Source organism: Micromonospora sp. NPDC047521 (assembly GCF_055587305.1).
Map to the genome: position 1 here is coordinate 329406 of NZ_JBVJGN010000002.1, position 23821 is coordinate 353226.

Below are 23821 nucleotides of genomic sequence, written 5' to 3' on the forward strand. Positions count from 1 at the left end.
GCTCGCTCGTGGCTCCCCGCCAACGTGAACACGGATCGTGACTGAACCATCGCTTCGGTGTAGCGGATGGCGCAGAAAGCGACCTGCGCGCCGGGCCGCCGGAGGCCGCCGCGGTCGGCGCCCGAGCCAGCGGTCCGGACGACCCGCCGGACTCGCCGTCCGGCCGAGAGGGCCCGCGCGATGCCGGGATGACGCCGCGATGTCCCACTCCCGCCACCAGCGGAAGGGCCGGCGGGACTCCACCCGACCCGGCGACGCCCGATCGGCGACGGCGTCCCATTCGGCCATTGATCGGGATGCAGCACGGACACCCGCCACCACCACCTGACATCACGGAGCGTGTTCGCTTGAATTGCCTCTGTTGCATCGGCGGTCGTCAGCTTATGCTCGCCCCTTGAGTGTGACGCAAGCCTCACTACAACAACTGGACGACACAGGACCTTGCATTTGTAGAAGATCCGTAACGGTGAATGCAGAAGCGCAATGAACGGCTCCGGATGTGCTGATCCGGGCGCGCTTCCGCATGCCCTGCGCCGGTGATCGGTCACCGCGTCGGGCGACCACGAGGAGGCTCGACGGTGCGCGGACGGCAGCTCAGACGAGCGGCAATCTGCCTGCTGGCGGTCGTGGCGGCGGTACCTGTCACCGCCTGCGCCAGCGGACGGGAAGTCGCCGAAAAGCCGATGGCGGCCCCCCAGGAAGGGCAACGAACCGATCCCGATGTCGAACGGCAGGCCGCCGAAAAGGCCGCGCTGGCCGCGTACTCCGGTTATCTCGCGGCTTCCCGTACGGCGAGCGTACGCAGTGATCCGCGCGCGCCGGAACTGTCCCGTTTCCTCGCTGATCCACTTCTCACCCGGGTCCGGTTGTCCATTCACGAGGCCAAGGAGCACGGCGCCATGCGTACCGGGACTGTGAAGTCCGACCCGACCGTGACGGCGGTCAGCCTGGACGCGACCCCGGCCACCGTGGACATCCAGGACTGCCTGGACACGAGCGCCTACCGGCTGGTCTACGCCAGGGACAGGCGGGTGGTCCCGGGCAGCGGCGGCGGCAAACACCTCTCCACGGCCACCGCCACCCGCTATCCGGACGGCCGCTGGCTCATCAACACCGGCTCGACCCACCGGGACCAGCCGTGCTGACCCGAGCAGGAGGGGGTACGCCCGGCCGGGCCCTCGCCGGGATCGGGCTCGCGCTGCTGCTGGTGATCGGCGGCACCCTGCCGGCCACCGCCGCCCGACGCGCCGACCCGGGGGCCAGCTGCCCGCCCGACCAGCCCGACTGCAGCGTCTGGGACGACGAACCCGGCACTCCCGGCGGCGGTGGGGACAACGGTGGCGGCGGCGGGAACGACGACGGCGGTGGAGGCGGCGGGGTCTGCCAGTGGGACGGAAAGATGATCCCCTGCTACCACCCCGTGCTGGGCTGGTTCAACAACGGCGACGGCTGCTACTACAAGCTCGAGGAGCCGCAGCCGGCAAACACTCCCGAGGGCAAGCAGTGGTACCTGCTCACCTGCAACGGCGGTGCCCAGGGCAGCCAGCGCGAGGAACTGCGGGACGGTCCACCGGCCGGGTACGGCGCGCCACCCGACCCGGAGGAGCTGGCCCGCCGCGCCCTGGCGTCGATCAAGCTGCTGCCGGCCCGACTGCGCGTCGCGCCCCGCAAGGACGTCGGCCCCGGCCTGGTCGGTCTGCCGGTGTGGATGTGGGCGACCCCGAGCCCCAGCTACTTCGGCCCGTTGCGCGCGTCCGCGTCCGACCGTGGCCTGACCGTCTCCATCGAGGCGAAGGTCGACCGGATCGTCTGGGACATGGGCAACAAGAAGGACACGGTCACCTGCACCGGTCCCGGCACCCCGTACGACGCCAAGGGCAGTTACGCCGGCAGGCCCTCCCCGGACTGCGGCTTCGACAAGGGCTACCAGAAGGCCGGCACGTACCGGGTCGGCGCCACGACGCACTGGACGGTGCGCTGGTGGACCGACGACGGAAGCGCGAACGACGAGATTCAGGTGACCCGGACCAGCGGCACCGTTCCGATCCAGATCAACGAACTCCAGGTGGTCACCAGATGAGCCTCGCGACGCGCAACGGGACCGGATCGGTCGACGCGCCGGTCACCCCACCCAAGGTGGTCCGGCAGCGCCGGGTACGCCCCGGGCTGCTGGGTCTGGCCGTACTCCTGATCGCCCTGGGCGGGTTGGGTGCGGCGTTCGCGGTCACCTCGGTCCGCGCCACTGGCAGCTACCTGGCGGTGGCGCGGCCGGTGGAGGTCGGTCGGGAGATCGGCACCGCCGACCTGGTCACCGTGCAGGTCGCCGGAGGGCAGGGGCTGCGGCCGGTACCCGCCAGCCGGCTCGACGAGGTGGTCGGCAGGCGCGCCGCCGTGGCGCTGGTGCCGGGCACCCTGCTCACGCTGGCGCAGATCACCGACGATCCGCTGCTCGGGCCCGGCCAGCAGCAGATCGCGCTGGGCCTGAAGACCGCACAGGTGCCGGCCCGCAGACTGCACCCCGGGGACAAGGTCCTGCTGGTCAGCACCCCGGACAGCAACGCCAACGGAGAGTCGGCCGCCGCCGGCACCCGCTTCTCGGCAACCGTGATCGACGTGGTCAACCAGGCCAACGACGACCAGGTCGTCTACCTGGCGCTCACCACCAGGGACGTGCCCGCTGTGGTGGCGCTCGCCGCACAGAAGCGGCTCGCCGTCGTCCTGACCGAGGCGGCCTGAGCATGGCGATCGTCGCGCTGGTGTCCGCGAAGGGTTCGCCGGGCGTCACCACCTCGGCGCTTGCCTGCGCGTTGACCTGGCACCGCCGGCTGGTGCTCGCCGAGTGCGACCCGTCCGGCGGCTCGATCCTCGCCGGCTACCTGGGTGGCCAGTTGGACGGGCCACGCGGCCTCGGCGAGCTGGCCGTGGGTGAGCTGCGCGACGGCAACCTGGAGACCGCGTTCTGGTCCCAGCTCGTCGACCTGGACGCGCCGCGCCGCGAACGGCTGCTGCTGCCCGGGCTCGTCGACCCGACGCAGGCCGGCAGTGTCACACCGCTCTGGCAGCGCTTCGCCGACTATTTCAACGCCCTGGACCGCGGCACCCCCGGCTACGACGTCCTCGTCGACTGCGGCCGGCTGCACGTCGCCGGCCCGCCGTGGCCGCTGCTGCGCGCCGCCTCGGTGGTGCTGCTGGTGACCCGCGCCCACCTGCCCGACCTCTCCGGAACGCGGGCCGTCGTCACGGCGATCGAACGGGACTTCGCCGAGCACCGGGTGCCGCCGGGCACCCTGCGGCTGCTGCTGGTCGGTGACGGGCACGGCCGGGCGGAGATCAGCCGTACGTTGAAACTGCCTGTCATCGCCCGGCTGCCGCACGACCCGCGTACCGCAGGGGTGCTCCGCCTCGGTGGGACAGTGCGGTCCGCACGGCCGCTGCTGCGCGCGGCGGCCGCGTTGGAGGTGCCGATCGGCGCCCTGCTCGAACGCCGGCAGGCACGACTTGCCTGGCCCGTGCAGCAGGGGGTGCCGGATGCGGTTTGAGCCGGTCTCCGCCGACCCCCGCCGGCAGCCGCCGGGCGCCACCTCCACCGCGCCGCCGCTGCCCGCACCGAACGGCCGCCACCAGCACCAGTCCGTGTCGACGCCACCACAGGCGCGCACGGCCGGCCCCCGGACGCCGGAGCAGCCGTTGCGCCCCCGGATGGACTTCCAGGTCGTCCGGGAGCTGCGCCGGGAACTCACCGAACGGCTCACCCTCTGGCAGCGCGGCCGGGAGTTCACAGTCGACGAGGAGGACACCGAGCGGGCTCGGCTGGCCGTCACTGTCGTCTCCGAGTACGCCGACGCGGTCCGCCGGGCCGGCACCCCGATGGCCGCCGACGAGGAACGACTGCTGCTCGACCAGGTGACCGCCGAGCTGGTCGGCCTCGGCCGGCTACAGACCCTGCTGGTCGACGACACGATCGAGGAGGTGCACATCCTCGGCTGCGACCAGGTGCGCATCACCAGGCACGGCGGCGGGGTGGACTGGGCCGAGCCGATCGCCGACAGCGACGCCGAACTGGTGGAGATCCTCCAGGCGGCGGCCCGCCGGGCCGGCGCCACCGAGCGGTCCCTGTCGACCGTGAAGCCCACCCTCGACCTGCAACTGCCCGACGGCAGCCGGCTGGCCGCCGTGTTCCTGGTGAGCCACCGCCCGTACGCGGTCATCCGCAAGCACAACACGCTTGACGTGAGCCTCGACGATCTGGCCGGCGCCCGGGGTGATCTGGACGAGATGATCGACCCGCTGCTGCGTGACTTCCTGCGCGCGGCGATGCGCGCCGGGCTGAACATCATGGTCGCCGGGCTGGCCGGTGCCGGTAAGACCACGATCATCCGGGCGTTGATGAACGAGATCCCGCCCGACGAGCCGTACGTGCTGCTGGAGGAGAGCCGGGAACTGCTGCCGGCCCGCCGCCGCGAGCGGCACCGGGCGGTGATGAGCTTCGAGGCGCGCGAGGGGCACGGCGAACGCGGCTTCGACGGCCGCCCGGCCGGTGAGGTGACGATCGCCGACCTGATTCCGCTGTCGCTGCGGATGGGCGTGCTGCGGATCATCGTGGGTGAGGTGCGGTCCCGGGAGATCGTGCCGATGCTCCAGGCGATGACCACGAGCCGGGGTTCGATGTGCACCATCCACGCCCGTACGGCCGCCGGTGTGGGTGAACGGATCGTGGAGCTGGCGTTGGCGCACGGCCGCGAGATGACAGTCGACCAGGCCCGCCGGATGGCCGGCAACGCCCTCGACCTGATCGTCTACGTCACCGTCGAGGACGAGACGGCGATCGGCGGACGCAAGCACCGGTTCGTGTCGCACGTGGAGGAGGTGATCGGGGCCGGCGAGGCTGGCCGGATCACCACCACCACCGTCTTCGGCCCCGGCCCGGACGGTCGCGCGGTCCCCCGGCACCTGCCCGAGCGCGTCCGCGACCAGTTGTTGCGGGTGGGCTACGACGTCCGGCTGCTGACCCGGTGGATCGAGGCCGGTACGGGTGCCTGGCGTCGCGCCCGGCAGACCCGACTGGCCCGGCGGTGACGTGATGGGAAACAGCCTGGAGTTGGTCGCGGTGGTATCCGGCGCCGCGTGTGTGGCCGGGCTGCTGCTTGCCGTTGTGGCGTTGGTAGGCACCCGCCGGCCAGCCGGCCGGTCCCCGGGCGCCGGGCCGGGCCTGAGCCGGCTGTGGCGCGGCCCCGGCAGCACTCCCGCCGAGCAGCGCAGCTATCAGGCCCTCCTGGTCGCCGCGGTGATCGCCGGAGCGTTTGCCTTCCTGCTGACCGGGCTGCCGGTGGTGGGCCTGCTGGTGGCCGTGGCGGTGCCCGGCACGCCGTGGCTGTTCGGCGTGGGCAAGGCCGAGCAGCGGGCGATCGCCCGGATCGAGGCGGTCGGCGAGTGGACCCGCCGGCTCAAGGACGTCTCCAGCACCGGGCAGGGCCTCCAACAGTCGATCATCGGGACGATCGGCAGCGTTCCACCGGGCATCGAGGACGAGGTCCGGCTGCTCGCCGCCCGGCTCCAGGCCGGCTGGACGGCGCGTTCCGCGCTGCTCGCGTTCGCCGACGAGATCGGCGATCCGGTCTGCGACCAGGTGGTCGCGGCGCTGATCCTGCACCTCAGCGACCGGGGTGAACGGCTGGGCGACGTACTCGGTTCGATCGCCGGCGCGGCGGCGGCGGAGGTCGCGACCCGTCGGGAGATCGAGGCCAAACGGACCCAGCCACGGTTCGCGGTCCGCTTCCTCACCGGCATGACGCTTGCCACCCTGGCGTACGGGCTGATCAACACCGAGTACATCAAGCCGTACGGAACCCCTGTCGGCCAGGTGGTGATGGCCGCCCTCGGTGCCGCGTTCATCGCCCTGCTGGCCTGGGTGCGGTCGATGAGTCAGCCGCAGCGACCGGCGCGCTTCCTGCCCGCACCCGACCCGGACGAGGTGATCGCGTGATCGTCAACTGGCAGTTGGCCATCGCGGTGTGCGGCGGGTCGGCGATCGGGCTCGGCCTGTTCCTGGTGGTCCGGGAGTTGGTGCCGGCGACACCGGCGCTCGGCCCGGCGCTGCGTCGGCTGCACCAGCCTCCGGGCGTCGGGCGGATCCCGACCCCCGCGTCCCGCCGGCTGGAGTGGATGACCGGGCTGTCCCGCTGGTTGCGGCCGCCGCACCGGCAGCTCGCGCTGATCGGGCAGACCCCCGAGCAGTACGCGCTGTCGGTGCTGTTGTCGGCGCTGATCGGGCTCGCCCTGCCGACTCTGCTCGGGGTGGCGCTGCTGGCGTTCGGTGTCTCGTTTCCGCTCGCCGTACCGGTGCTCGGCAGTCTCGGCCTGGCGCTGATGGCCGGCCTGCTGGCCCACCGGTCGGTGCTGGCCAAGGCGGATGCCGCCCGCGACGAGTTCCGCCAGGCCGTGTGCACGTACCTGGATCTGGTGGCGTTGCAGCTGTCCGCCGCGCACGGGCCGGTGCAGTCGCTGGAGCGGGCGGCGGCGGTCTGCGACGGCTGGGTGTTCGACCGGCTCCAGGAGTCGTTGCGGATCGCCCAGATGCAGATGCACGCGCCCTGGGACGAGCTGCGCGACCTCGCCGACAAGATCGGCATCCCGGAGTTGGGCGACGTCGGCGCGATCATGCGTTCCTCCGGCAGCGAGGGCGCGCAGGTGCACGAGACCCTGCGCAGCCGGGCCGACTCGCTGCGCGACCAGATCCGCACCGACAACCTGGCCCGCGCCGAGGGGGTGACCAGTCGACTGGACATCCCTGGGGCGCTGCTCGTCTTCGTGCTACTCGGCTTCGTCGTCTATCCGTTCATCGCCCGTATCTGACCCCCGTCCGCACAAAGGAGTACGCCATGTCCATCCTCAGCTATCTGCACGTCGTGGTGACGACGCGCCTGGCCGAGCTGAGCCGTGACGGCGAGCGCGGCGACAGCCCGGTGCCGACCGCCGTGATCATCTTCGGTCTGGTCTTCGTCGCCACTGTCGTCACCGGCCTGGCCCTCGCCAGGGCCAACAACTGGATGACGAACATCCCGACCTTCTCGAACCCGACGGCCCCCTAGCGGCCACCGGATGTGCCACGCCGCGTTCCCGAGGTGGCGCCGGGCGGTCGTCACCGCTCGGCGTCGCTTCGCGGCCGGTGACCGGGAGCTGGGGGCCAACCCGGTGGAGCTGGCCGTGATGATGCCGGTCATCCTGGTGCTGCTCTTCGGCTCGATCCAGGTCGCGGCCGTCTTCCTGGCCCGCTCCACCGCCCTGAACGCCGCGCAGAGCGGCGTCAACGCCCAGCGGGTGCAGCAGGCGGAGGACGGCGCCGGGGTGGCACGCGCGACCCAGTTCCTCGGGAACGCGGGCGGCTGGCTCGTCGGCTGGGACACCCCCGGACCGACCTGTGTGATCACCGACGCGGACACCGAGGTGACCTGCACGGTCACGGGTCGGTCCCTGTCGGTCATTCCGGGTGTGGACTTCGCGGTGCAACAGACCGCCCACGGAACCGCGGAGAGGGTGACCCAGCCGTGAACCGTACCGCCGAGCGGGGCTCGGTCTCCATCGAGGTGGCGGTGCTCGCGCCCGCGTTCATCGCGCTGATGGTGCTGGCCGGGGTGGCCGGTCGCAGCGCGGTGGCGGCGGAGTCGCTCGAGACCGCCGCACACGACGCGGCGCGCGCCGCCTCGATCTCCCGGGACGCCGACACCGCCCGGACGGCCGCCGTGGAGGCCGCCCAGAAGCAGTTGGACTGGCACGGGCTGGCCTGCTCCAACACCCTCAACCCCACGTTCTCCGGCTCGGTGGCCGGCACCGCGACCAGCTTCGAGGACGCGTTCAGCAGCCCGGTCGGTGTGAACGCCACGGTGACCGTGCGGATCAGTTGCCTGGTGTCCTTCCAGGACGTGTCGCTGGACGTCCTCCCCGGGATGCCGACCGAGAACCTGATCACGGCGAGTTTCACGTCGCCGTTGGACCGGTACCGGAGCCGGAGGTGACCAGGCCAACCAGCGGGGACGACGGCCGGGTGAGCATCTTCCTGGCGGTGGCGATGCTCGGCGTACTGGCAATCGTGGGCCTCTCCTTCGACGGCGCCGGGCAGCTGCGCACCCTGCAACGCGCCGACAACCTGGCCGCGGAGGCGGCAAGGGCCGGCGGTCAGGCCATCGACCGGGCCACCGCGATCGAGGGCGGCCCGAAACGGATCGACCAGCCGGAGGCGATCGCGGCGGTCGCCACCTACCTCACCTCCGCCGACACCACCGGCCACACCGTGAGCTTCCCGCAGGTCGGTGGAGAAACCCTGATCCGGGTGACAGTCACTGTCACCTATCAGCGCTCGATGCTCGGGCTGCTCGGCTTCCCCCAGACGGTCACCGTCACCGGCGAAGCGACCGCGCGGGCCGTCACCGCAGGACCGTAGGAAGGGAGAGGCAGCCATGCCCGCACCGGGTGGTTCCGTCGTACGGCGCACCGGACGCATCCTCACCGGCGTCGGCGCGCTTGTCGTACTCTGCGCGTTGCTGGCCGGCGCGCCGATCGCGCTCATCGCCTTCGCCGGCAATCCACTGCCCGACCATCTGCCCACCATCAGCGAGGTGGGCACCGCGCTGACCAGCCGGGACGACGGTCAGCTCTTCCTGCGGGCACTTGCCCTGGCCGGCTGGTTCGGGTGGGCCACGTTCGCCTTCTCGGTGCTCGTCGAGTTGGGCGCGCAGACCCTGCGCCGACCCGCCCCGAAACTGCCAGGGATGAGCCGCCAGCAGAAGGCAGCCGCCGCGCTTGTCGGCTCGGTCGCGCTGATCCTCGCCGCCAGCCCGGCCGCTGCCAGCGCCGCCGCGGTCCACGCCGGCCCGGCGTACGCCCAGCCCGGCGCGCCGGCCGTCACCACCCTGGCCGCGCCGACAGGCGCGACGGCGCAACCCGACACGACGGCACCCGTGTACCGGGTGGCGCGGGGCGACTACCTGGGCGAGGTGGCCGAGCGGTACCTCGACGAGTTCGGCGACTACCGGAGACTCGCCAAACTGAACAAGCTCGACGACCCGGACAAGATCCGTCCTGGCCAACTGCTCCGGTTGCCCGCGGAGGCCACCGACCAGGGCAGACGGCCGCACGCCACGGGTCGGGTGGTGAGCCGACCCACAGCGCCGAAGCCGCCGTCGCCCCGCCCGGCGCCCGAGCGGACCGCACCGCGGCCGGTGGATCCCGCGCCATCCGGCGGTACGGAGTCGGCCGGTCAACCGCCGACGATGACAGTCGGCGCGGCACGGGCCGGAGCCACCGACCGGGTGAACCGACCGCTGGCGGTCTCCGCCGTACTGGCCGTGGCGAGCATCGTCGGCGCCCAGATCGGCGCGGTGCTCGGGTTGCGCCGCCGTCCGGCAACCGCCGGTGTGGCACCGCGCCTGGCGGCCCCGTCGAGGACCGCCGGGGGCCGCGCGGCCCGCAGCAGTGGCCGGACCAGCGCCGGGACGGCTCGTGCAAGCGGCGCTGCCTGGGCCGCCGGCCGGGCTGCGGCCCAGGAGTCCGCAGGTTCGCCGGACGGCGGGACGGCGCCCACCGGCGTGCCGGCTCGGATACGCAACGGAGACCGCGTGGGCGACGACAGCTCCGGCATGTTGTTCACCGGTGGGCACGGCATCGAAGACGTGCCGGACGGTCCGGATGTCGGCCGCCACAGGCGAAGCTGACCCCACGACGATCGGCCGGTCGGCGAGTTGCCCGAGAGTGACATACCTCTGAGTCATGGATATGACCTGGAGGTATATCGATTGTCGGCGACACCACCGGTCGCCGGAGGGCTGTGGTGCGCTCGGATGGTCAGGGCAGGCGGGTCTGGAGCACGCCGTTCTCGATCCGGGTGGGCAGGATCTGCTGGTCGTTGCCGGACGGACCCTGTACGACCTCGCCGCCGTTGAGCCGGAACGCGCTGCCGTGCCACGGGCAGACGACGCAGGCGTGGCCGTCGATCTCCTGCACGTCGCCCTCGCCGAGCGGCCCACTCTGGTGTGGGCAACGCTCAAGCATCACCGTGACCTCGTCGCCGTGGCGGTAGAGGATCACCGAGACGTCGTCCACCTCACGGGTGATCAGAGTGCGTTGCGGCAGGTCGGCCATGTCCGCCAGCGAGTGCCAGCCGTCGCTGATCCGGTGCAGCTCGGACACGCTCTGGTTGACCTGCGCGCCCTGCTTGTACGCCAGGTGACCGCCGATGTACGCGCCGAGGCTCACCGCGGAGAGGCCGAGGAAGCCGAGGGTACGGCCGACGCCGTGCCGCCCGGACAGCCGCGCGGCCAGCGAGCCCGCGTAGAGACCGACGCCCACCGTGTTCGCGGCGGCGTGCACCAGGCCGACCCGCCGCTGGTCGCGGGACAGGGCTGCCCAGTCGTTGAGCCCGGCGACGGCGGCCGGCACCGCGCTCACGGTGCCGAGGCCGACAAGGACGGTGGCGGGTCGGCGCTGCCCGGGCATGAGGTCCAGCACCGCGGCACTGATCCAGGCCCCCACCGGCACCTGCACCATGGCCGGGTGCAGCGGATGCCCGAGGGTCACCCCGTGCAGCAGGTCGCGCAGCCGGCGGGGCCGCAGCGTCCCCAGGACGATCTTCTGCAACCGGTCACCCGCGCGGTCCAGCCGGGAGTCCTGCTCAACTTTCGTCAAAAGTGCTCGCACGAGTACCGACTTCCCGGCGATCGCCGTCGCAAACCGGTCGCCAACGACAAACCTGCCCCGCCCACGCCGCCGATCCTGCGATTTCTGCTCCGATAATTCGGGGCACAAGACGCGAAACGCCTTCCGGAAGTGCAAGATCGACAGAGATTGTGGGGGTGGGGTGGGGCGGGCAGGATGGAGCGGTGAGCGTACGGGTGGAGCGGGTCGGGGCGGTCAGCACCATCGTTCTCGATCGGGCTGCGGCCCGGAACGCCGTGGACGGGCCGACCGCCCGGGCGCTGGCGGACGCCTTCCGGGCCTTCGACGCCGACCCGGACGCGGCGGTGGCCGTGCTCTGGGGTGCGGGCGGCACGTTCTGCGCCGGTGCCGACCTCAAGGCGATCGGCACACCGAGCGGCAATCGCGTCGAGCCCGAGGGGGACGGACCGATGGGTCCGACCCGGATGACGCTGAGCAAACCGGTGATCGCAGCGATCTCCGGGTACGCGGTGGCCGGCGGGCTGGAGCTGGCGCTCTGGTGTGACCTGCGGGTCGCCGAGTCCGACGCGACGCTCGGGGTGTTCTGCCGCCGCTGGGGCGTACCCCTGATCGACGGTGGCACTGTCCGGCTGCCCCGGCTGATCGGCGAGAGCCGCGCCATGGACCTGATCCTCACCGGCCGTGCCGTGCCGGCGGACGAGGCGTACTCGATGGGGTTGGTCAACCGGTTGGTGCCGCCCGGCCAGGCGCGGGCCGCGGCCGAGGAGTTGGCGGCGGCGATCGCCAGGCATCCGCAGACCTGCCTGCGCAACGACCGGGCGGCTGTCCTGGCCGGCGCCGGCCGGCCCGAGCCGGAAGCCATGGCGACCGAGTTGGCGTACGGGATGGAGTCGCTGGCCACCGACGCGGCGCCTGGCGCGGCCCGGTTCGTCGCGGGCGAGGGCCGGCACGGCACGACGCCGCCGGGAGGATCGGGCCTCCCGACGGCGTCGGCTACCGGGTGAGTCAGTTGCGGTTGATGGTGAATGTCGACGTGGTGTTCTGGATGTCCACCGCGTTGTTGCTCAGCCGGAGGTTGTTGAAGGTGACCGACCCGACGGCCGGCCCCTGCCCGGTCTCCGGCATCGGGTTCGCCCAGATGGCGAAGCCGGACTTCGCGTCGTAGGCGTCACCGCTCTTGCGCGCCCCGCTGATGGAGATGTTCGTGAACACCGTGTCGGTGATCGGGAATTGCGGCTGCCCGTTGAGGTAGTTGGTCTGGAACATGATGCCGCTGTAGGTCGGGTCGACGATGTCGACGTCGCTGACCCGGATGCCCTGGAACACCTTCGAGGCGGAGAAGACCCAGATTGCCGGGAAGGTCTGCGCGCCCCAGAAGTGCCCACCGGCACGCACGATCGAGATGTTCTCGAACCGGGTGGGCGGGCTCGCGCCGAAGCCGTTCATCGGGTAGCCGAAGTCGAGCGAGCTGATGGTGATGCCGGAGTAGACGAGCGTGTCCGCGATGTAGATGTTGCGGAACGTGTTGCCGTAGCCGCCGTACACGGCAACACCGGCGGCCCGCCAGGTGAGCGTCGACGTCAGGTTCTCGTAGACGTTGTCCCGCATGTCGGCGCCGCCCGCGTCGATCGCCGAGAACAGCGCGAAGCTGTCGTCGCCGGTGGCCCGGGCGTCGTTGTTGCTGACCAGGTTGTTGGTACTCCCGTTTGTCATGTTGATGCCGTCGGCGAACATGTTGCGGATCCGGGAGTTCTTGATCGTCATGTAGTCGGTGTTCGCGCCCCAGTACAGGCACACCATGTGCTCGTTCCAGATGTTGTCGATCACGATGTTCGACACGTTGGCGAAGTCGAACACCTTGCCCGGACCGTCGATCCGCGAGGTGTAGTTACCGAAGTAGGCGAAGTTCTTGAAGGACGAGTTCGCCGCCGAGTTCTCGGCCCGGAAGCCGATGTCGGTGTTGTCCTGGCCCGCCGGGGCGTTGAACCGGGTGTACCAGGGGCCGGCGCCGGTCACCTGGACCGCCTTGCCGTACACCTGGAACTTCGACGAGGTGGAGTAGTTGCCGGCCGGCAGGTACACGCCGATGAGGTTGCCTGTGGTGTCCATCCGCACCCGGTCCAGGGCGTTCTGCACGTCCTGGTGGGTGAAGCCGCTCGGCGTGGTGTAGCGCGTCGGGTCCGGGTTGGCGATCGGCGCCACCTGCTCGGTGTTGATGAAGTCGATGGCGTACGTGGTGGTGTTGGCCGGGTCCTTCTGGAGGCGGATCTTGCTGCCGGCCGGGACTGTCGAGTTGAGCATGACGTTTGCTTCGTCGTAGATGTGCCGGGGCCCTCCCGCGCTCGGCGAGTTGCCCGGGCTGGTCTCGTTGCCGTACAGCCAGGCGTAGCGGGACGTCAGGTCGATGGCCTTGTGGAACGTGCCGTTGACGTAGACGTTGAGCGTCGAGTTGATCCCGCCGCCGCCCGGGGCGTCCGGGATGGAGAAGCGGGTGACAAGCGTGTTGGTGCTGGCCCTTGTGGTGAACTCGACGTAGCTGCCTGTCGAGTTGAGGGTCACCGCCCGCCGACCGGACGCCTCGCCGGCCAGGTCGCCGACCTCCCGGTTCGGCCCGACGACGCTGGCGCCGCCGCCGACCACGCCGTCCTCGGCCTCGTACATGTCGTACGGCATGTTGGCGCCGCGCCCGACGAAGAGCGGCCGGTCGCTCGTGTTGTTCGCCTGCTTGACGGGCAGCTCGTTGGCGTCGGTGGCGAGCACCACCCGGACCGTGTACTTGCCGTTCGCGGCGGTCCAGGTGCCCAGGTTGACCGGGCCGACAGTCGCACCGGCGTTGATCACGCCGGAGTACGAGCCGGTCAGCGTACGGACCACGGTGCCGGACTCGTTGAGCACGGTCAGGGTGATGCCGTGCGCGCCGGACGCGGACGCCTGGTTGCCGGCGTTGCGGATCGACACGGAGAAGGTGACCGTGTTGCCGGCCGACGGGTTGCCAGGTGACCAGCCGACCGCTGAGGCGACCAGGTCGGAGCTGGCGACCGCGCTGACCACCAGCGGGCTCGGGTTCGTGTAGCTGTTGTTCGTGTCGTCCTGCTCGACGACCGTGTTCGACTCGTCGACCTTCGCGCTGAGCGGGTAGCTGCCCGCGTCCCGGCTGCCGATGCTGGCGGTGACGGTGGTCGAGGCGCCGGCCGCGAGGGCACCGACGGACGCGGTGCCGACCCGGGTGGAGCCCAGGTAGAAGTTGACGTTCGTCGCGCCGGAGGCGGCCGAGCCGGCGTTGCGGACGGTCGCGGAGAGGGTGATGCTGCTGGTCTCCACGGGCGCGGACGGGCTGAACGACATGCCGGTCACGGTCAGGTCCGGGTTCGGCGCGGGGGTGCCGAAGACCTGGAACTCGGCCACCTGCCCGGCCGGAGCGCCGGTGTTCGAGGCGATCGAGAGCCGTACGTCGGCCGCCGCGCCGGAGACCGGGATGGTCACCGTGTTGCCGCTGCCCGGGTTGAATGTGTAGTTCGCCGCGCCTACCAGTGTGGTGAACGTCGACGAACCCTGGTCCCGGCCCTGGACTGTGATGTTCTGGGTACGCGTGCCCCAGGCCGAGTCCGGGTTGAGCTTCAGCACGATCTGGCTGAGGCTGGCGTTCGCGCCGAGCTGCACGGTGAGTGTGCTCGGGTTGCCGTTGCCCTCCCAGTAGGTGGCCACGTTGTTGTCGTTGGCGTTGGTCGCCACGAACGTGTGCACGTACCCGGAGGCGGTGATCGGCTTGCCGACCGCCAGGTTGGTGCCGGTCGGCGGGGTGCCGGTGCCGGTCCGGGTCACCGTGTTGCTGTTCGCCGACTGGTTGCCGGCCGCGTCCTTGGCCCGGACGTAGTACGAGACAGTGGCGCTGTCGGGCTGACTGTCGGTGTACGTAGGCGTCGAGCCGCTGACGCTTCCGCGCAGTGCGCCGTTGGCGTACACGTCGTAGCCGGTCACCCCGACGTTGTCGGTGGACGCCGACCAGGTGAGCCGGATTTGCCCGCTGGCGGGTTGGGTGTAGGCCAGGTTGCCGGGGACGCTCGGCGCCTGGGTGTCCGTGCTGCCGCTGGCGCCGTACACCTCGACCTCGGAGAACTGCGCGGCCGGCCAGCCGGTGTTGCCGGTGACCTGCACGCGTACGTAGCGGGTGCTGGCGGCGGTGAAGCTGACGGTGGCGGTGTTGCCGCTGGCCGGGTTGAAGGTGTAGCCGGCGGACGCCTTCAGGGTGGTGAAGGTCGAGCCGTTCGTGGAGCCGAGCACCGACAGCGTCTGCGTACGGGTCTGCCAGTCCGACGCGGGCGGCAGCTTGAGCACCACCCGGTCCACGTTTACCGTGGCGCCCAGGTCGGCCTGGATCCACTGCGGGAAGGCGTTGTTGGCGCTCTCCCAGTAGGTCGACGCGTTGCCGTCGTTGGCGTTGCCCGCCACGTAGTTCTGGTTGTAGCTGCTGGCGGTCATGGTGGCGGAGACCCCGGCGAGCAGGGCCATCCGGGTCGCGGACGCGTCGACCGCGGGTGCGGCGCCGGCCGTGGGGGTGACGACCGGGGCTGCGGCGAGGAGCAGGCCGGCGAGCGCACCGGCGAGCATCCGGCGGTTGGTTCGGGGCGCTCCGCTGGGCGGGGTCCCTCGTCTGGTGAAGGTTCTGGACATGGGGTCGCTACACCTCTTTCGGGGGTGGGGTGTGGTGCGTTGCCCGGTGACGGGTGCACGGGTACGCCCGTCGTGCCGCGACAGGTGGGGGACGGGTTGGGGGACGGAACTGTGGCCGGCCCGGGGCCGCGCTGCACCCGGGTGACCGGACCGGTCGGCCCCCGCCCCGGCTGGGCGGGGGCCACCGGGCTAGCTGGAATAGACCTCGAACTCGCTGAGCTGGCCGGCCGGCCAGCCGCTGTTGCCGGTGACTGTCAGCCGCAGGTAGCGCTGGCTGCTCGCCGTGAATGTCACAGTGACGGTGTTGCCGCTGGCCGGGTTGAAGGTGTAGCCGGCGGACGCCTTCACTGTGGTGAACGACGAGCCGTCTGCGGAGCCAAGCACCGACAGCGTCTGGGTGCGCGTCTGCCAGGCCGAGGACGGTGGCAGCTTCAGCACGATCCGGGACACCGTTCGGGCGGTGCCCAGGTCCACTGTCACCGACTGCGGGAACGCGTTGTTGGCGCTCTCCCAGTAGGTGTTCGGGTTGCCGTCCACCGCGTTGGTAGCGGCGTACACGTCGGAGTGGCTGGTCTCGGTGACAGGGCGTCCGGCCGCCAGGTTGCCGGTGGGCGGCGGGGTGGTCGGCGGCGGAGTAATCGGGGGTGGGGTGGTGGACGTGCCTCCGTACACCTCGACCTCGGAGAGCTGCGCGGCAGGCCAGCCGGTGTTGCCGGTGACGGTGACCCGGACGTAGCGGCGGTCACCGGCGGGCAGCCCGATCGATACCGTGTTGCCCGCGCCGGGGTCGAAGACCCGCCCGGCGGACGACGCCAGGGTGGCGTACGACGAGCCGTCCGTGGAGCCGAGCACCGACAGCGTCTCGGTGCGTTGTTCCCATCCGGCGGGCAGCTTGAGCACCACCCGGTCGACCGACCGGGTCGCGCCCAGGTCGACGGTGACCGACTGGGGGAAGGCGTTGTTGGCGCTCTCCCAGTAGCTGGCCGCGTTGCCGTCCACCACGTTGGCACCCGTGTAGCTCTGGTTGGTGCTGGTCGCGGTCACCGACCGACCCAGCGCCAGGTTCCCGCCGGTCGGCGGCGGAGTGGTGGGGGGTGGCGTGGTCGGGGGTGGCGTGGTGGGCGGGGGTGTGGTGGTCGGCGGCGGACTGGTCGGGCCGCCACCCCACTGCGGGGCCGGCCACGGGCCGCAGTACGGGGTCGGGGTGTACCAGCCGGAGTTGCCGGTGCCCTGGGTGATCTGGAAGCCACCGCCCACGCAGTTGTGGATCGGGTTGCTCTGCGCGATGTTGCTGGCCCGTACGTTCGTGAACGACACCTGGCTGGGTGCCTGCACCTGGAGCGCGTACGTGCCGGCGCCGTCGATCCGTACGTTGCTGAGGTTGATCCCGCTGGTCTGACCCTCGATCCAGTGCAGCGCGGCGTACGAGCTGTCCAGGATGTCGGTGTCGGTGATGTTGATCGTGGGGTTCTGGAACGCCTCGTTGAGGGCGGAGAACCAGATCGCGCCGACGCCGAAGTTCCAGTTGTAGTCCGAGTTGCCGTTGCGGATCAGGGTGTTCCTGGCGATCGTCCAGGTGCCCTGGACTCCGGTGGCGCCCTGCACGCCGGGATAGCGGTTGGCGACGTGGATGCCGCCGCCGTTGGTGAGCGAGTCGGCGGTCACGTTGTCGGTGATCTTGATGTCCCGACCGCCGTAGCTGACCAGGTGGTTCGCCAGCAGCGTCACGCCGATCGTGTTGTGGGTGAAGGAGTTGTTGACGTTCGGCACGTTCTGCGCCCACATCGCCAGCGCGTCGTCGCCCGTGTTGCGGACGAACGTGTTCGTCACCGTCGAGTTGGTCACGCCGGTGTGGAAGTTCACCCCGTCCGCGGTCTGGTCCAGGATCCGGCTGTTGCGGATGGTGAAGTTGTCCATCGGGCCGTCCATCCACGCCCCGACCTTGGTGTTCTCCAGCCAGAGGTTGTCCACCACCGAGTTGGACATCGCCCCACCGAGGGCGTTGACCTGGTCGTCGTCCATCCGTTCCCGGATGTCCCCGATGATGGCGAAGTCCCGCAGCGTGACGTTGCGGCTCGGCCCGCCGGCCTCGTGCTGCCGGATCTCGCCTGTGTACCCGCCGCCGGGGACGTACTTGCCGTAGACGCCTGCCGCGCGTTTGCGGTCGGTGGGGTGCCGCCCGCCGAGCACCGAATACCACGGCCCCGCGCCGCGCAGGGTCACCCCGTCGACCACCACGTGGTCCCAGAGGGTGAAGGTGCCGGCGGGGATCCAGACGGCCCTGCCCTGGGCCTTCCCGGCGTCGACAGCCGCCTGGAACTTCGCTGTCGAGTCGGTCGCGCCGCTCGGGTCGGCACCGAAGTCGGTGACCACGTCGAGCACGCCTGCGGGCTTGGCGATCGGTGTGACCAGCTCGAAGTCGGCCAGGTCGATGGTGAAGGTCGGCGACTGGGCGGTCGACGCGACCTGGAGACGGATCTTGGTGCCGGCCGGGTAGGTGCTGCCGAACAACGCCCGCGTCTCGTCGTAGAAGTGGTGCGGGTTGGTGTCACCCGGGTTGTTGTTGAACGGGTAACCGCCGTAGTACCAGCCGTACCTCGACGTCACCGGGACCGACTTGAGCACTGTCCCGTTGGCCCGCAGGTCGATGGCGGCGTCCCGGCCGCTGCCGGACGGGCTGTCCGGGATGCTGAGCCGGAAGGTGACCGCGTTCGCCGGGGCGGTGAGGGTGAACTCGACGTACTCGCCGACGGCGTCGAGGGTGACCGCCTCCCGACCGGACGCCTCCGACGGCAGCGTGCCGTAGCGGCGGTCCGGGCCGATCTTCGTGCCGTTGTGCGCTGCCTTCTCCGCCTCCTGCTCGACGAACGGGACTGTCGCGCCGCGGCCCGGAATGTCGAAGGGGGACAACCCGGCCGCCGAGGCCGGGGTGGCGGTGCCGGTGACCGCGAGGACGGTCACCGATGTCGCGGCGAGCAGGGTGGCGGCGATGGCGGCCAACCCTGCCCGGGTCGGGTGTCGAAGGTGGTGCGGGGTGCCGGTGGTGTGGTTGGCCATGAGCTGCGCTCTCCCTTTCGTCAGGCAGGCCAGATCCCCCCGTGTCGGTGCGGCGTGGCGCGTTCCCCCTGGGTCCTCCTCTCTTCGGGTGGTGGTGCCGGCGGTCGGGACGGGACCGCCGGCACCACGGCTGTGGGTCAGGTCCGGGTGGCGCCGTCCGCCGCTGGCAGATCGGCGGTACGCAGCCAGACGGCCGTGTCCGACGGCAGCAGCCCGTCGTCGAGCGGCCCGCTGGCCAGCAGCAACCGCGCGTCGGCGGGTATCGCCACCGGCGCGTCGGAGAGGTTGACCAGGCAGCGGAAGCCCTCGCCCCTACTGAACGCGAGCACCCCGTCCGGGGCGGGCAGCCAGGTCAGCGCGCCATCGCCGAGGGCCGGTTCGGCCCGGCGGATCGCGATGGCCGCCCGGTACAGCTCAAGCATCGAGGCGGCGTCGCCGGTCTGCGCCCGTGCCGTGCGGTCCTTCCAGTCGGCGGGTTGGGGCAGCCACGGCGCGGGCGAACCCTCGGGGCTGAACCCGAACGGCGGCTCGTCGCCGGTCCACGGCAGCGGTACGCGGCAGCCGTCGCGGCCGGGGTCGACGCGGCCGGAGCGTTCCCACATCGGGTCCTGGCGCATCGCGTACGGGATGTCCTCGACCTCGTATAGGCCCAGCTCCTCGCCCTGGTAGACGTAGGCGGCGCCGGGCAGCGACAGCGACAGCAACGCGGCGGCGCGGGCCCGGCGGGTGCCCAGTTCCAGGTCGGTGGGGATCCCCTCGCGCTTCGCGGCGAAGCTGAACGTCGTGTCGGCCCGGCCGTAGCGGGTGACGTGCCGGGTGACGTCGTGGTTGGAGAGCACCCAGGTGGCCGGCGCGCCGACAGGCGCGTGGGCGCTCAGCGTCCCGTCGATGCTCTCGCGCAGCGCCGAGGCGTCCCAGGCGCAGCCGAGGAAGTCGAAGTTGAACGCCGCGTGCAGCTCGTCCGGGCGCAGGTAGTTGGCGAACCGCTGCCGGTCCGGGAGCCACACCTCACCGATCAGGGCCCGGTCCGCGTACTCGTCGGCCACCCGCCGCCAGCCCCGGTAGATGTCGTGCACCCCGTCGAGGTCGTGGAACGGGTGCGGCCGGTCCGGCAGGACCTCGGGCAGCGTCCCGTCCTTGACGAGCAGACCTGCCGAGTCGATCCGGATGCCGTCGACGCCCCGGTCGAACCAGAACCGCAGGATGTCCTCGAATTCGGCGCGTACCCGTGGGTGGTCCCAGTTGAAGTCCGGCTGCTGGGGCGCGAACAGGTGCAGGTACCAGTCACCGGGCGTGCCGTCCGGGTTGGTGGTCCGGGTCCAGGTCTCGCCACCGAACTCGCCGATCCAGTCGGTGGGCCGCTGGTCGCCGTTCGGGCCTCGGCCGGGCCGGAACCAGAACAGGTCCCGCTCGGGCGCACCCGGGCCGCCGGCGAGCGCCGCCTGGAACCACGGGTGCGCGTCGGAGCAGTGGTTGGGGACGACGTCGACGATGGTCCGGATGCCGAGCGCGTGGGCTTCCGCGATCAGTGCCTCCGCCTCGCCCAGGGTGCCGAAGACCGGGTCGATGTCGCGGTAGTCGGACACGTCGTAGCCGGCGTCGGCCATCGGCGACGGATACCAGGGACTGAACCAGATGGCGTCGACGCCAAGCGCGGCCAGGTGATCCAGCCGGGACCGGATCCCGGCTATGTCCCCGATTCCGTCGCCGTTTCCGTCGGCGAAGCTACGCGGATACACCTGGTAGATAACCGCTCCACGCCACCACGGACCACTGTCTGCTGTGGACACGAGCACCTGCTTTCTGGATCAGTACGTCGGCGGTTTCGCCGGACCTGGATATGTGTCGGGCGAACTGTCGTTGTTCACCGCGGGAGGCGCGCTGCTGGCTACCCCTTGATGCTGCCCGCGGTCAGGCCGGACATGATGTTCCGTTGGAAGATCAGGAAGATGATGACCGTCGGGATGGCGGCGATGACCGACGCGGCGATCACCACGTTCATCGGCGTGCCACCGGCGAAGGTGTAGATGCCCACGCTCACCGTCCGGGTCTCCGGCGAGGGCATGACCAGCTTCGGCCAGAGGAAGTCCTTCCAGACCGCCGTGACGGCGAAGATGGAGACCACGCCGAGGATGGGACGCGACAGCGGCAGGATGATCGACCACAGCGTGCGCAGCGACGACGCCCCGTCGATGAGGGCGGCCGCCATCAACTCCTCCGGAATCGAGTCGAAGAACCGCTTCAACAGGAAGATGTTGAACCCGTTGGCCACAAGCGGCAGCCAGATGGCGAACGGCGAGTCGAGCAGGTTGATGTGCAGGATCGGCAGGTCGAGCACTGTCACGTACTGCGGGACGATGAGCACCATCGCCGGGATCATCAGCGTGGCCAGCATGAGGCCGAGGATCACGTTGCCGAAGATCGGCCGAAGCTTGGACAGGGAGTAGGCCGCCGCGCTGTCGAGCACGAGTTGGAACAGCACCGCGCCCATCGCGTAGTAGAAGGTGTTGAACAGCAGCTTGGCGAGCGCCAGATTGTTCCAGGCGTCGATGTAGTTCTGCGGCTGCGGATCCTTGGGGAACAACGACGGTGGCGTCTGCGCGATCTCCTGGCCGGACTTGAGCGCGCCGGTGACCATCCAGTAGAGCGGCCCGAGGAAGACAAGCGTGAAGCCCACGACGACGACGGTGAGCAGCGTCCAGTAGATGACCTTGCCGCGCCCCCGGCTGATCTGCGTGTGCGAGATGAGGGTCCGGGTTCCGGAATCCTGTGCCATTGCCCGCCCCGTCCTAGTCCTGTTTCGCAGTGAGCCGCACGTAGACGGCGGAGAAGCCGGCCAGCACCACCAGCATGATCACACCGAGCGCCGCGGCGCCGTTGAGATCGTTCTGGAAGAAACCGTGCTGGTAGATGAGGTACGCCACGGACGTCGCGGAGTCCTCAGCGCCCGCGCCGTTGGCGAGGATCAGCGGCTCGATGAAGAGCTGCATCGTGGCGACGATCTGCAACATCGCCAGCAGCGCGAGGATCAGCCGGGTCTGCGGGATCGTCACGTGGCGGATGCGCCGCCAGATCCCGGCGCCGTCGAGTTCGGCGGCCTCGTACAACTCGCCCGGGATGTTCTGCAGGGACGCCAGGTAGATCAGCACGGCGCCACCCATGTTCATCCAGGTGGACGCGATCACCATGGCCGGCATCGTCATCTCGGGCGACTGCATCCACTGCGACGTGGGCAGGTGCAGCGCCTTGAGGATCGCGTTGAAGAGCCCCGCCTCACTGGGGTCGTACGCGTAGAACTTGAACAGGAACAGCGCCGAGGCGGGCGGCAGCATCACCGGCAGGTAGACCAGGATCCGCAGGTACCCCTTGGCGTGGCGGAACTCGTTGAGCAGGATCGCCACGAAGAACGGCACCGCGTACCCGAGGACGAGCGCCAGCACCGTGAAGTAGAAGGTGTTCTTCCAGGCGGGCCAGAAGCTGGGGTCGGCGATGATGCGGGTGTAGTTGTCCCAGCCCACCCAGGTGGTTTCGCCGCGCCGGGTGCGCTGGAAGCTCATCACGATGCCGCGCACCATCGGGTACCAGGAGAAGACGACGAAGCAGAGCACCGCGCCGATCAGGAACGCGTGACCCGTGAGGTTGTCCCGTACCTTGCGGCCGAGGCTCGTGCGCTGCGGCCCCGACGGGTACGGCGACGGCGGACGGCCCGCTTTCCGAGGGATCTGCGGGACGGTGGTGATCGCCAAGGCAACTCTCCTGGGTGAGTCGGTGCGGCGTGGACGGTGTGGGGGCCGGATCGGCGTGCCGGCCCCCACACGATCGGTCAGCTCTCCGCGGCGAGGAGCTGGTTGACCTTCTCCTCGGCGGTCTTGAGCAGCGCGTCGATGTTGGCGTTCGGGTTCGTCAGCACCCCGGACATCGCGGCGTCGAGCACCGCGTAGATCGCCTGCGCGTTGCGCGGCTCACCCTTGATCGGCACCGGGGTCGCCTCGAAGAGGGCGAAGTTGGCGGTGTCGACGTTCGCGTTCGCCTTGCGCAGCTCCAGCTCCTGCTTCTGCGCCTCGCTGCCGTTGGCGAAGAGCAGCGGCTGGGGCAGACCCACCGGGTAGTTCTGCGGCTTGGCCCGGACGTAGTCGAACTGGCCCTTGCCCGGGGTCAGCTTCTGGTACGCGATCCACTTCATGCCGGCCTTGACCTGCTCCGGGGTGAGGTCCTTCTTGAAGAAGTAGCCCTCGCCGCCACCGAGCGTCCCCTTGGCCGGACCGTCCTGGCCGGGAAGCGGGCTCATCGCCCAGTCCTGGAACTTGCCCTGGAACTGGCTGACGATCGCCTGGGTGGCGTCCGGCGCGCCGATGAACATGCCGACCTTGCCCGCGCCGGCGTTCGTCAGCAGGTCACCCCACTGGAGGAGCTGACGGGAGCCCATGCTGTTGTCGCCGTACCGCATGTCCTTGAGGTTCTGCAGGACCTGCTTGCCCGTGGCGTTGTTGAAGTCGGCCTTCTTGCCGTCCTCGGTCAGCACCCGCCCGCCCTGCGAGTAGAGCAGCGAGGTGAAGTGCCAGCCGCCGGTGTTGCCGGCGCTGTACTCCGAGTACCCGGCGATGCCGTTGCCCAGCGCGGAGATCTTCTTGGCGGCGACCCGGACGTCGGCCCAGGTCTTCGGCGGGTTGTTGACGTCGAGCCCGGCCTGCTGGAACAGGACCTTGTTGTAGACCAGGCCCATCGAGTAGTTCTTCACCGGGACGGCGTAGAGCTTGCCGCCGTCGGTGAAGACCTCCTTGAGCGCCGGGTCGACGCTGTCCCAGGTGGGGATGTTGTCCTTGTTGGCGTACTGGGTGATGTCCATCGCCTGGCCGGAGTCGAGCACCTGCTGGACGTCGGTCATGTACCCGTAGAAGACGTCGGTCACGGTGCCACCGGCGAGGCGGGCGGTGAAGTCCGGCGGGTTGTTGCACTGCTCGCCGACGCTGACGCTCTTGATGACGATGTCCGGGTTCAGCCGCTGGAACTCGGCGACGTCGTCGTTCCAGTTCTTCAACAGCTCTTTCTGGGCGCCGACCGGCTGGCAGTCGACGGTGATGGTGACCTTGCCGCCGGCGGTCGAGCCCTTGTCGTCGCTCTTCGTGGAGCACGCCGTGAGGCTGAACCCCAGGCCGGCCACGAGCGCCAGCGCCGCAGCCTTTCGGTATTGCGGTACGGACATCTGTCCATCCCTTCGGGAACGGGTGTCTCCAAGGTTTCGCTGATCTGCGGTGATGCGACCTGACGCCCTGTAGCTGCGCCGGAGCCAGGTGTGAGTGGAGTCACTGTAACGAGGCCGACTCATTTCAGCAAGGTGTCGACCTGGTGTTGAAAGGACGCGACTTCGTTACGACAGATGTCGACAGACTCTGCGTTTGCATCGGGTTTGGTCCGTTTTGGACGA

At 70.3% G+C, this 23821-nt stretch carries 18 protein-coding genes and 2 pseudogenes; 13 read left to right on the forward strand and 7 right to left on the reverse strand.

The features are described from left to right. Positions 1-683 precede the first annotated feature (683 nt). From ACZ6N8_RS05440 to ACZ6N8_RS05495, 12 genes and pseudogenes are all read left to right on the forward strand, one after another. On the forward strand, positions 684-1145 hold the full coding sequence (locus tag ACZ6N8_RS05440; RefSeq protein ID WP_466008310.1) for a hypothetical protein: 462 nt from the start codon (positions 684-686) through the stop codon (positions 1143-1145). Continuing rightward, positions 1139-2080 (forward strand): hypothetical protein, encoded by a 942-nt coding sequence (locus ACZ6N8_RS05445; RefSeq protein ID WP_466007756.1) that lies wholly within the window; start codon positions 1139-1141, stop codon positions 2078-2080. The genes ACZ6N8_RS05440 and ACZ6N8_RS05445 overlap by 7 nt, the downstream gene beginning before the upstream one ends. Further along, a complete protein-coding gene (locus ACZ6N8_RS05450; RefSeq protein WP_466007758.1) occupies positions 2077-2736 on the forward strand; it encodes an SAF domain-containing protein in 660 nt (219 codons plus the stop codon). The genes ACZ6N8_RS05445 and ACZ6N8_RS05450 overlap by 4 nt, the downstream gene beginning before the upstream one ends. A gap of 2 nt (positions 2737-2738) precedes the next feature. Next, positions 2739-3539 carry a P-loop NTPase family protein gene (locus ACZ6N8_RS05455; RefSeq protein ID WP_466007760.1) on the forward strand — a complete coding sequence of 267 codons (801 nt, stop codon included), beginning with the start codon at positions 2739-2741 and terminating at the stop codon, positions 3537-3539. After that, positions 3529-5076: a CpaF family protein gene (locus ACZ6N8_RS05460; RefSeq protein WP_466007762.1), complete on the forward strand. Its 1548-nt coding sequence runs from the start codon at positions 3529-3531 to the stop codon at positions 5074-5076. Before ACZ6N8_RS05455 ends, ACZ6N8_RS05460 begins: the two co-directional genes overlap by 11 nt. Then, a pseudogene (locus tag ACZ6N8_RS05465) lies at positions 5037-5983 on the forward strand (type II secretion system F family protein). The gene ACZ6N8_RS05460 and the pseudogene ACZ6N8_RS05465 overlap by 40 nt, the downstream one beginning before the upstream one ends. Further along, positions 5983-6852 carry a type II secretion system F family protein gene (locus tag ACZ6N8_RS05470; RefSeq protein WP_466008312.1) on the forward strand — a complete coding sequence of 290 codons (870 nt, stop codon included), beginning with the start codon at positions 5983-5985 and terminating at the stop codon, positions 6850-6852. Before ACZ6N8_RS05465 ends, ACZ6N8_RS05470 begins: the two are co-directional and overlap by 1 nt. Positions 6853-6878: 26 nt before the next feature. Further along, positions 6879-7088, forward strand: coding sequence for a hypothetical protein (locus tag ACZ6N8_RS05475; protein ID WP_364369572.1), 210 nt, complete (start codon positions 6879-6881; stop codon positions 7086-7088). 10 nt (positions 7089-7098) lie between these two features. Beyond that, positions 7099-7548 (forward strand): TadE family protein, encoded by a 450-nt coding sequence (locus ACZ6N8_RS05480; protein ID WP_466007764.1) that lies wholly within the window; start codon positions 7099-7101, stop codon positions 7546-7548. Continuing rightward, on the forward strand, positions 7449-8012 hold the full coding sequence (locus ACZ6N8_RS05485; RefSeq protein WP_466008314.1) for a TadE/TadG family type IV pilus assembly protein: 564 nt from the start codon (positions 7449-7451) through the stop codon (positions 8010-8012). Before ACZ6N8_RS05480 ends, ACZ6N8_RS05485 begins: the two co-directional genes overlap by 100 nt. Then, positions 8009-8437 (forward strand): pilus assembly protein TadG-related protein, encoded by a 429-nt coding sequence (locus ACZ6N8_RS05490; RefSeq protein ID WP_466007766.1) that lies wholly within the window; start codon positions 8009-8011, stop codon positions 8435-8437. Before ACZ6N8_RS05485 ends, ACZ6N8_RS05490 begins: the two co-directional genes overlap by 4 nt. Positions 8438-8453: 16 nt before the next feature. Then, positions 8454-9407 (forward strand): annotated as a pseudogene (locus ACZ6N8_RS05495) (LysM peptidoglycan-binding domain-containing protein); the annotation flags it as partial. Between the two features lie 430 nt (positions 9408-9837). Here the strand turns inward: ACZ6N8_RS05495 and ACZ6N8_RS05500 are convergent. Then, on the reverse strand, positions 9838-10689 hold the full coding sequence (locus ACZ6N8_RS05500; protein WP_466007768.1) for a Rieske (2Fe-2S) protein: 852 nt from the start codon (positions 10687-10689) through the stop codon (positions 9838-9840). Between the two features lie 182 nt (positions 10690-10871). Between ACZ6N8_RS05500 and ACZ6N8_RS05505 the strand changes: the two genes are divergently transcribed. Next, positions 10872-11672: a crotonase/enoyl-CoA hydratase family protein gene (locus ACZ6N8_RS05505; protein WP_466007770.1), complete on the forward strand. Its 801-nt coding sequence runs from the start codon at positions 10872-10874 to the stop codon at positions 11670-11672. 1 nt (position 11673) lies between these two features. Here the strand turns inward: ACZ6N8_RS05505 and ACZ6N8_RS05510 are convergent, their stop codons facing one another. The 6 genes from ACZ6N8_RS05510 to ACZ6N8_RS05535 all read right to left on the reverse strand — a co-directional run bounded on the left by ACZ6N8_RS05510 (position 11674) and on the right by ACZ6N8_RS05535 (position 23599). Beyond that, positions 11674-15339, reverse strand: a complete 3666-nt coding sequence (locus ACZ6N8_RS05510) for a discoidin domain-containing protein (RefSeq protein ID WP_466007772.1) — start codon at positions 15337-15339, stop codon at positions 11674-11676. A 189-nt stretch (positions 15340-15528) separates the two neighbouring features. After that, on the reverse strand, positions 15529-18396 hold the full coding sequence (locus tag ACZ6N8_RS05515; RefSeq protein ID WP_466007774.1) for a galactose-binding domain-containing protein: 2868 nt from the start codon (positions 18394-18396) through the stop codon (positions 15529-15531). 137 nt (positions 18397-18533) lie between these two features. After that, positions 18534-20186: a glycoside hydrolase family 13 protein gene (locus tag ACZ6N8_RS05520; protein WP_466007776.1), complete on the reverse strand. Its 1653-nt coding sequence runs from the start codon at positions 20184-20186 to the stop codon at positions 18534-18536. Positions 20187-20284: 98 nt separating this feature from the next. Beyond that, positions 20285-21172, reverse strand: a complete 888-nt coding sequence (locus ACZ6N8_RS05525) for a carbohydrate ABC transporter permease (RefSeq protein WP_466007778.1) — start codon at positions 21170-21172, stop codon at positions 20285-20287. A gap of 13 nt (positions 21173-21185) precedes the next feature. Continuing rightward, entirely contained in the window at positions 21186-22142 is a 957-nt protein-coding gene (locus ACZ6N8_RS05530; protein ID WP_466007780.1) for a carbohydrate ABC transporter permease, read from the reverse strand. 77 nt (positions 22143-22219) lie between these two features. Further along, positions 22220-23599: an ABC transporter substrate-binding protein gene (locus ACZ6N8_RS05535; protein WP_466007782.1), complete on the reverse strand. Its 1380-nt coding sequence runs from the start codon at positions 23597-23599 to the stop codon at positions 22220-22222. Positions 23600-23821 lie beyond the last annotated feature (222 nt).

What these genes read in the sequence shown, in the direction of transcription:
- ACZ6N8_RS05440 (WP_466008310.1), top strand. Translation starts at nt 684, where the DNA reads ATGGCGGCCCCCCAGGAAGGGCAACGAACCGATCCCGATGTCGAACGG.
- ACZ6N8_RS05450 (WP_466007758.1), top strand. Translation starts at nt 2,077, where the DNA reads ATGAGCCTCGCGACGCGCAACGGGACCGGATCGGTCGACGCGCCGGTC.
- ACZ6N8_RS05455 (WP_466007760.1), top strand. Translation starts at nt 2,739, where the DNA reads ATGGCGATCGTCGCGCTGGTGTCCGCGAAGGGTTCGCCGGGCGTCACC.
- ACZ6N8_RS05460 (WP_466007762.1), top strand. Translation starts at nt 3,529, where the DNA reads ATGCGGTTTGAGCCGGTCTCCGCCGACCCCCGCCGGCAGCCGCCGGGC.
- ACZ6N8_RS05475 (WP_364369572.1), top strand. Translation starts at nt 6,879, where the DNA reads ATGTCCATCCTCAGCTATCTGCACGTCGTGGTGACGACGCGCCTGGCC.
- ACZ6N8_RS05480 (WP_466007764.1), top strand. Translation starts at nt 7,099, where the DNA reads ATGTGCCACGCCGCGTTCCCGAGGTGGCGCCGGGCGGTCGTCACCGCT.
- ACZ6N8_RS05510 (WP_466007772.1), bottom strand. Translation starts at nt 15,339, where the DNA reads ATGTCCAGAACCTTCACCAGACGAGGGACCCCGCCCAGCGGAGCGCCC.
- ACZ6N8_RS05515 (WP_466007774.1), bottom strand. Translation starts at nt 18,396, where the DNA reads ATGGCCAACCACACCACCGGCACCCCGCACCACCTTCGACACCCGACC.
- ACZ6N8_RS05525 (WP_466007778.1), bottom strand. Translation starts at nt 21,172, where the DNA reads ATGGCACAGGATTCCGGAACCCGGACCCTCATCTCGCACACGCAGATC.
- ACZ6N8_RS05535 (WP_466007782.1), bottom strand. Translation starts at nt 23,599, where the DNA reads ATGTCCGTACCGCAATACCGAAAGGCTGCGGCGCTGGCGCTCGTGGCC.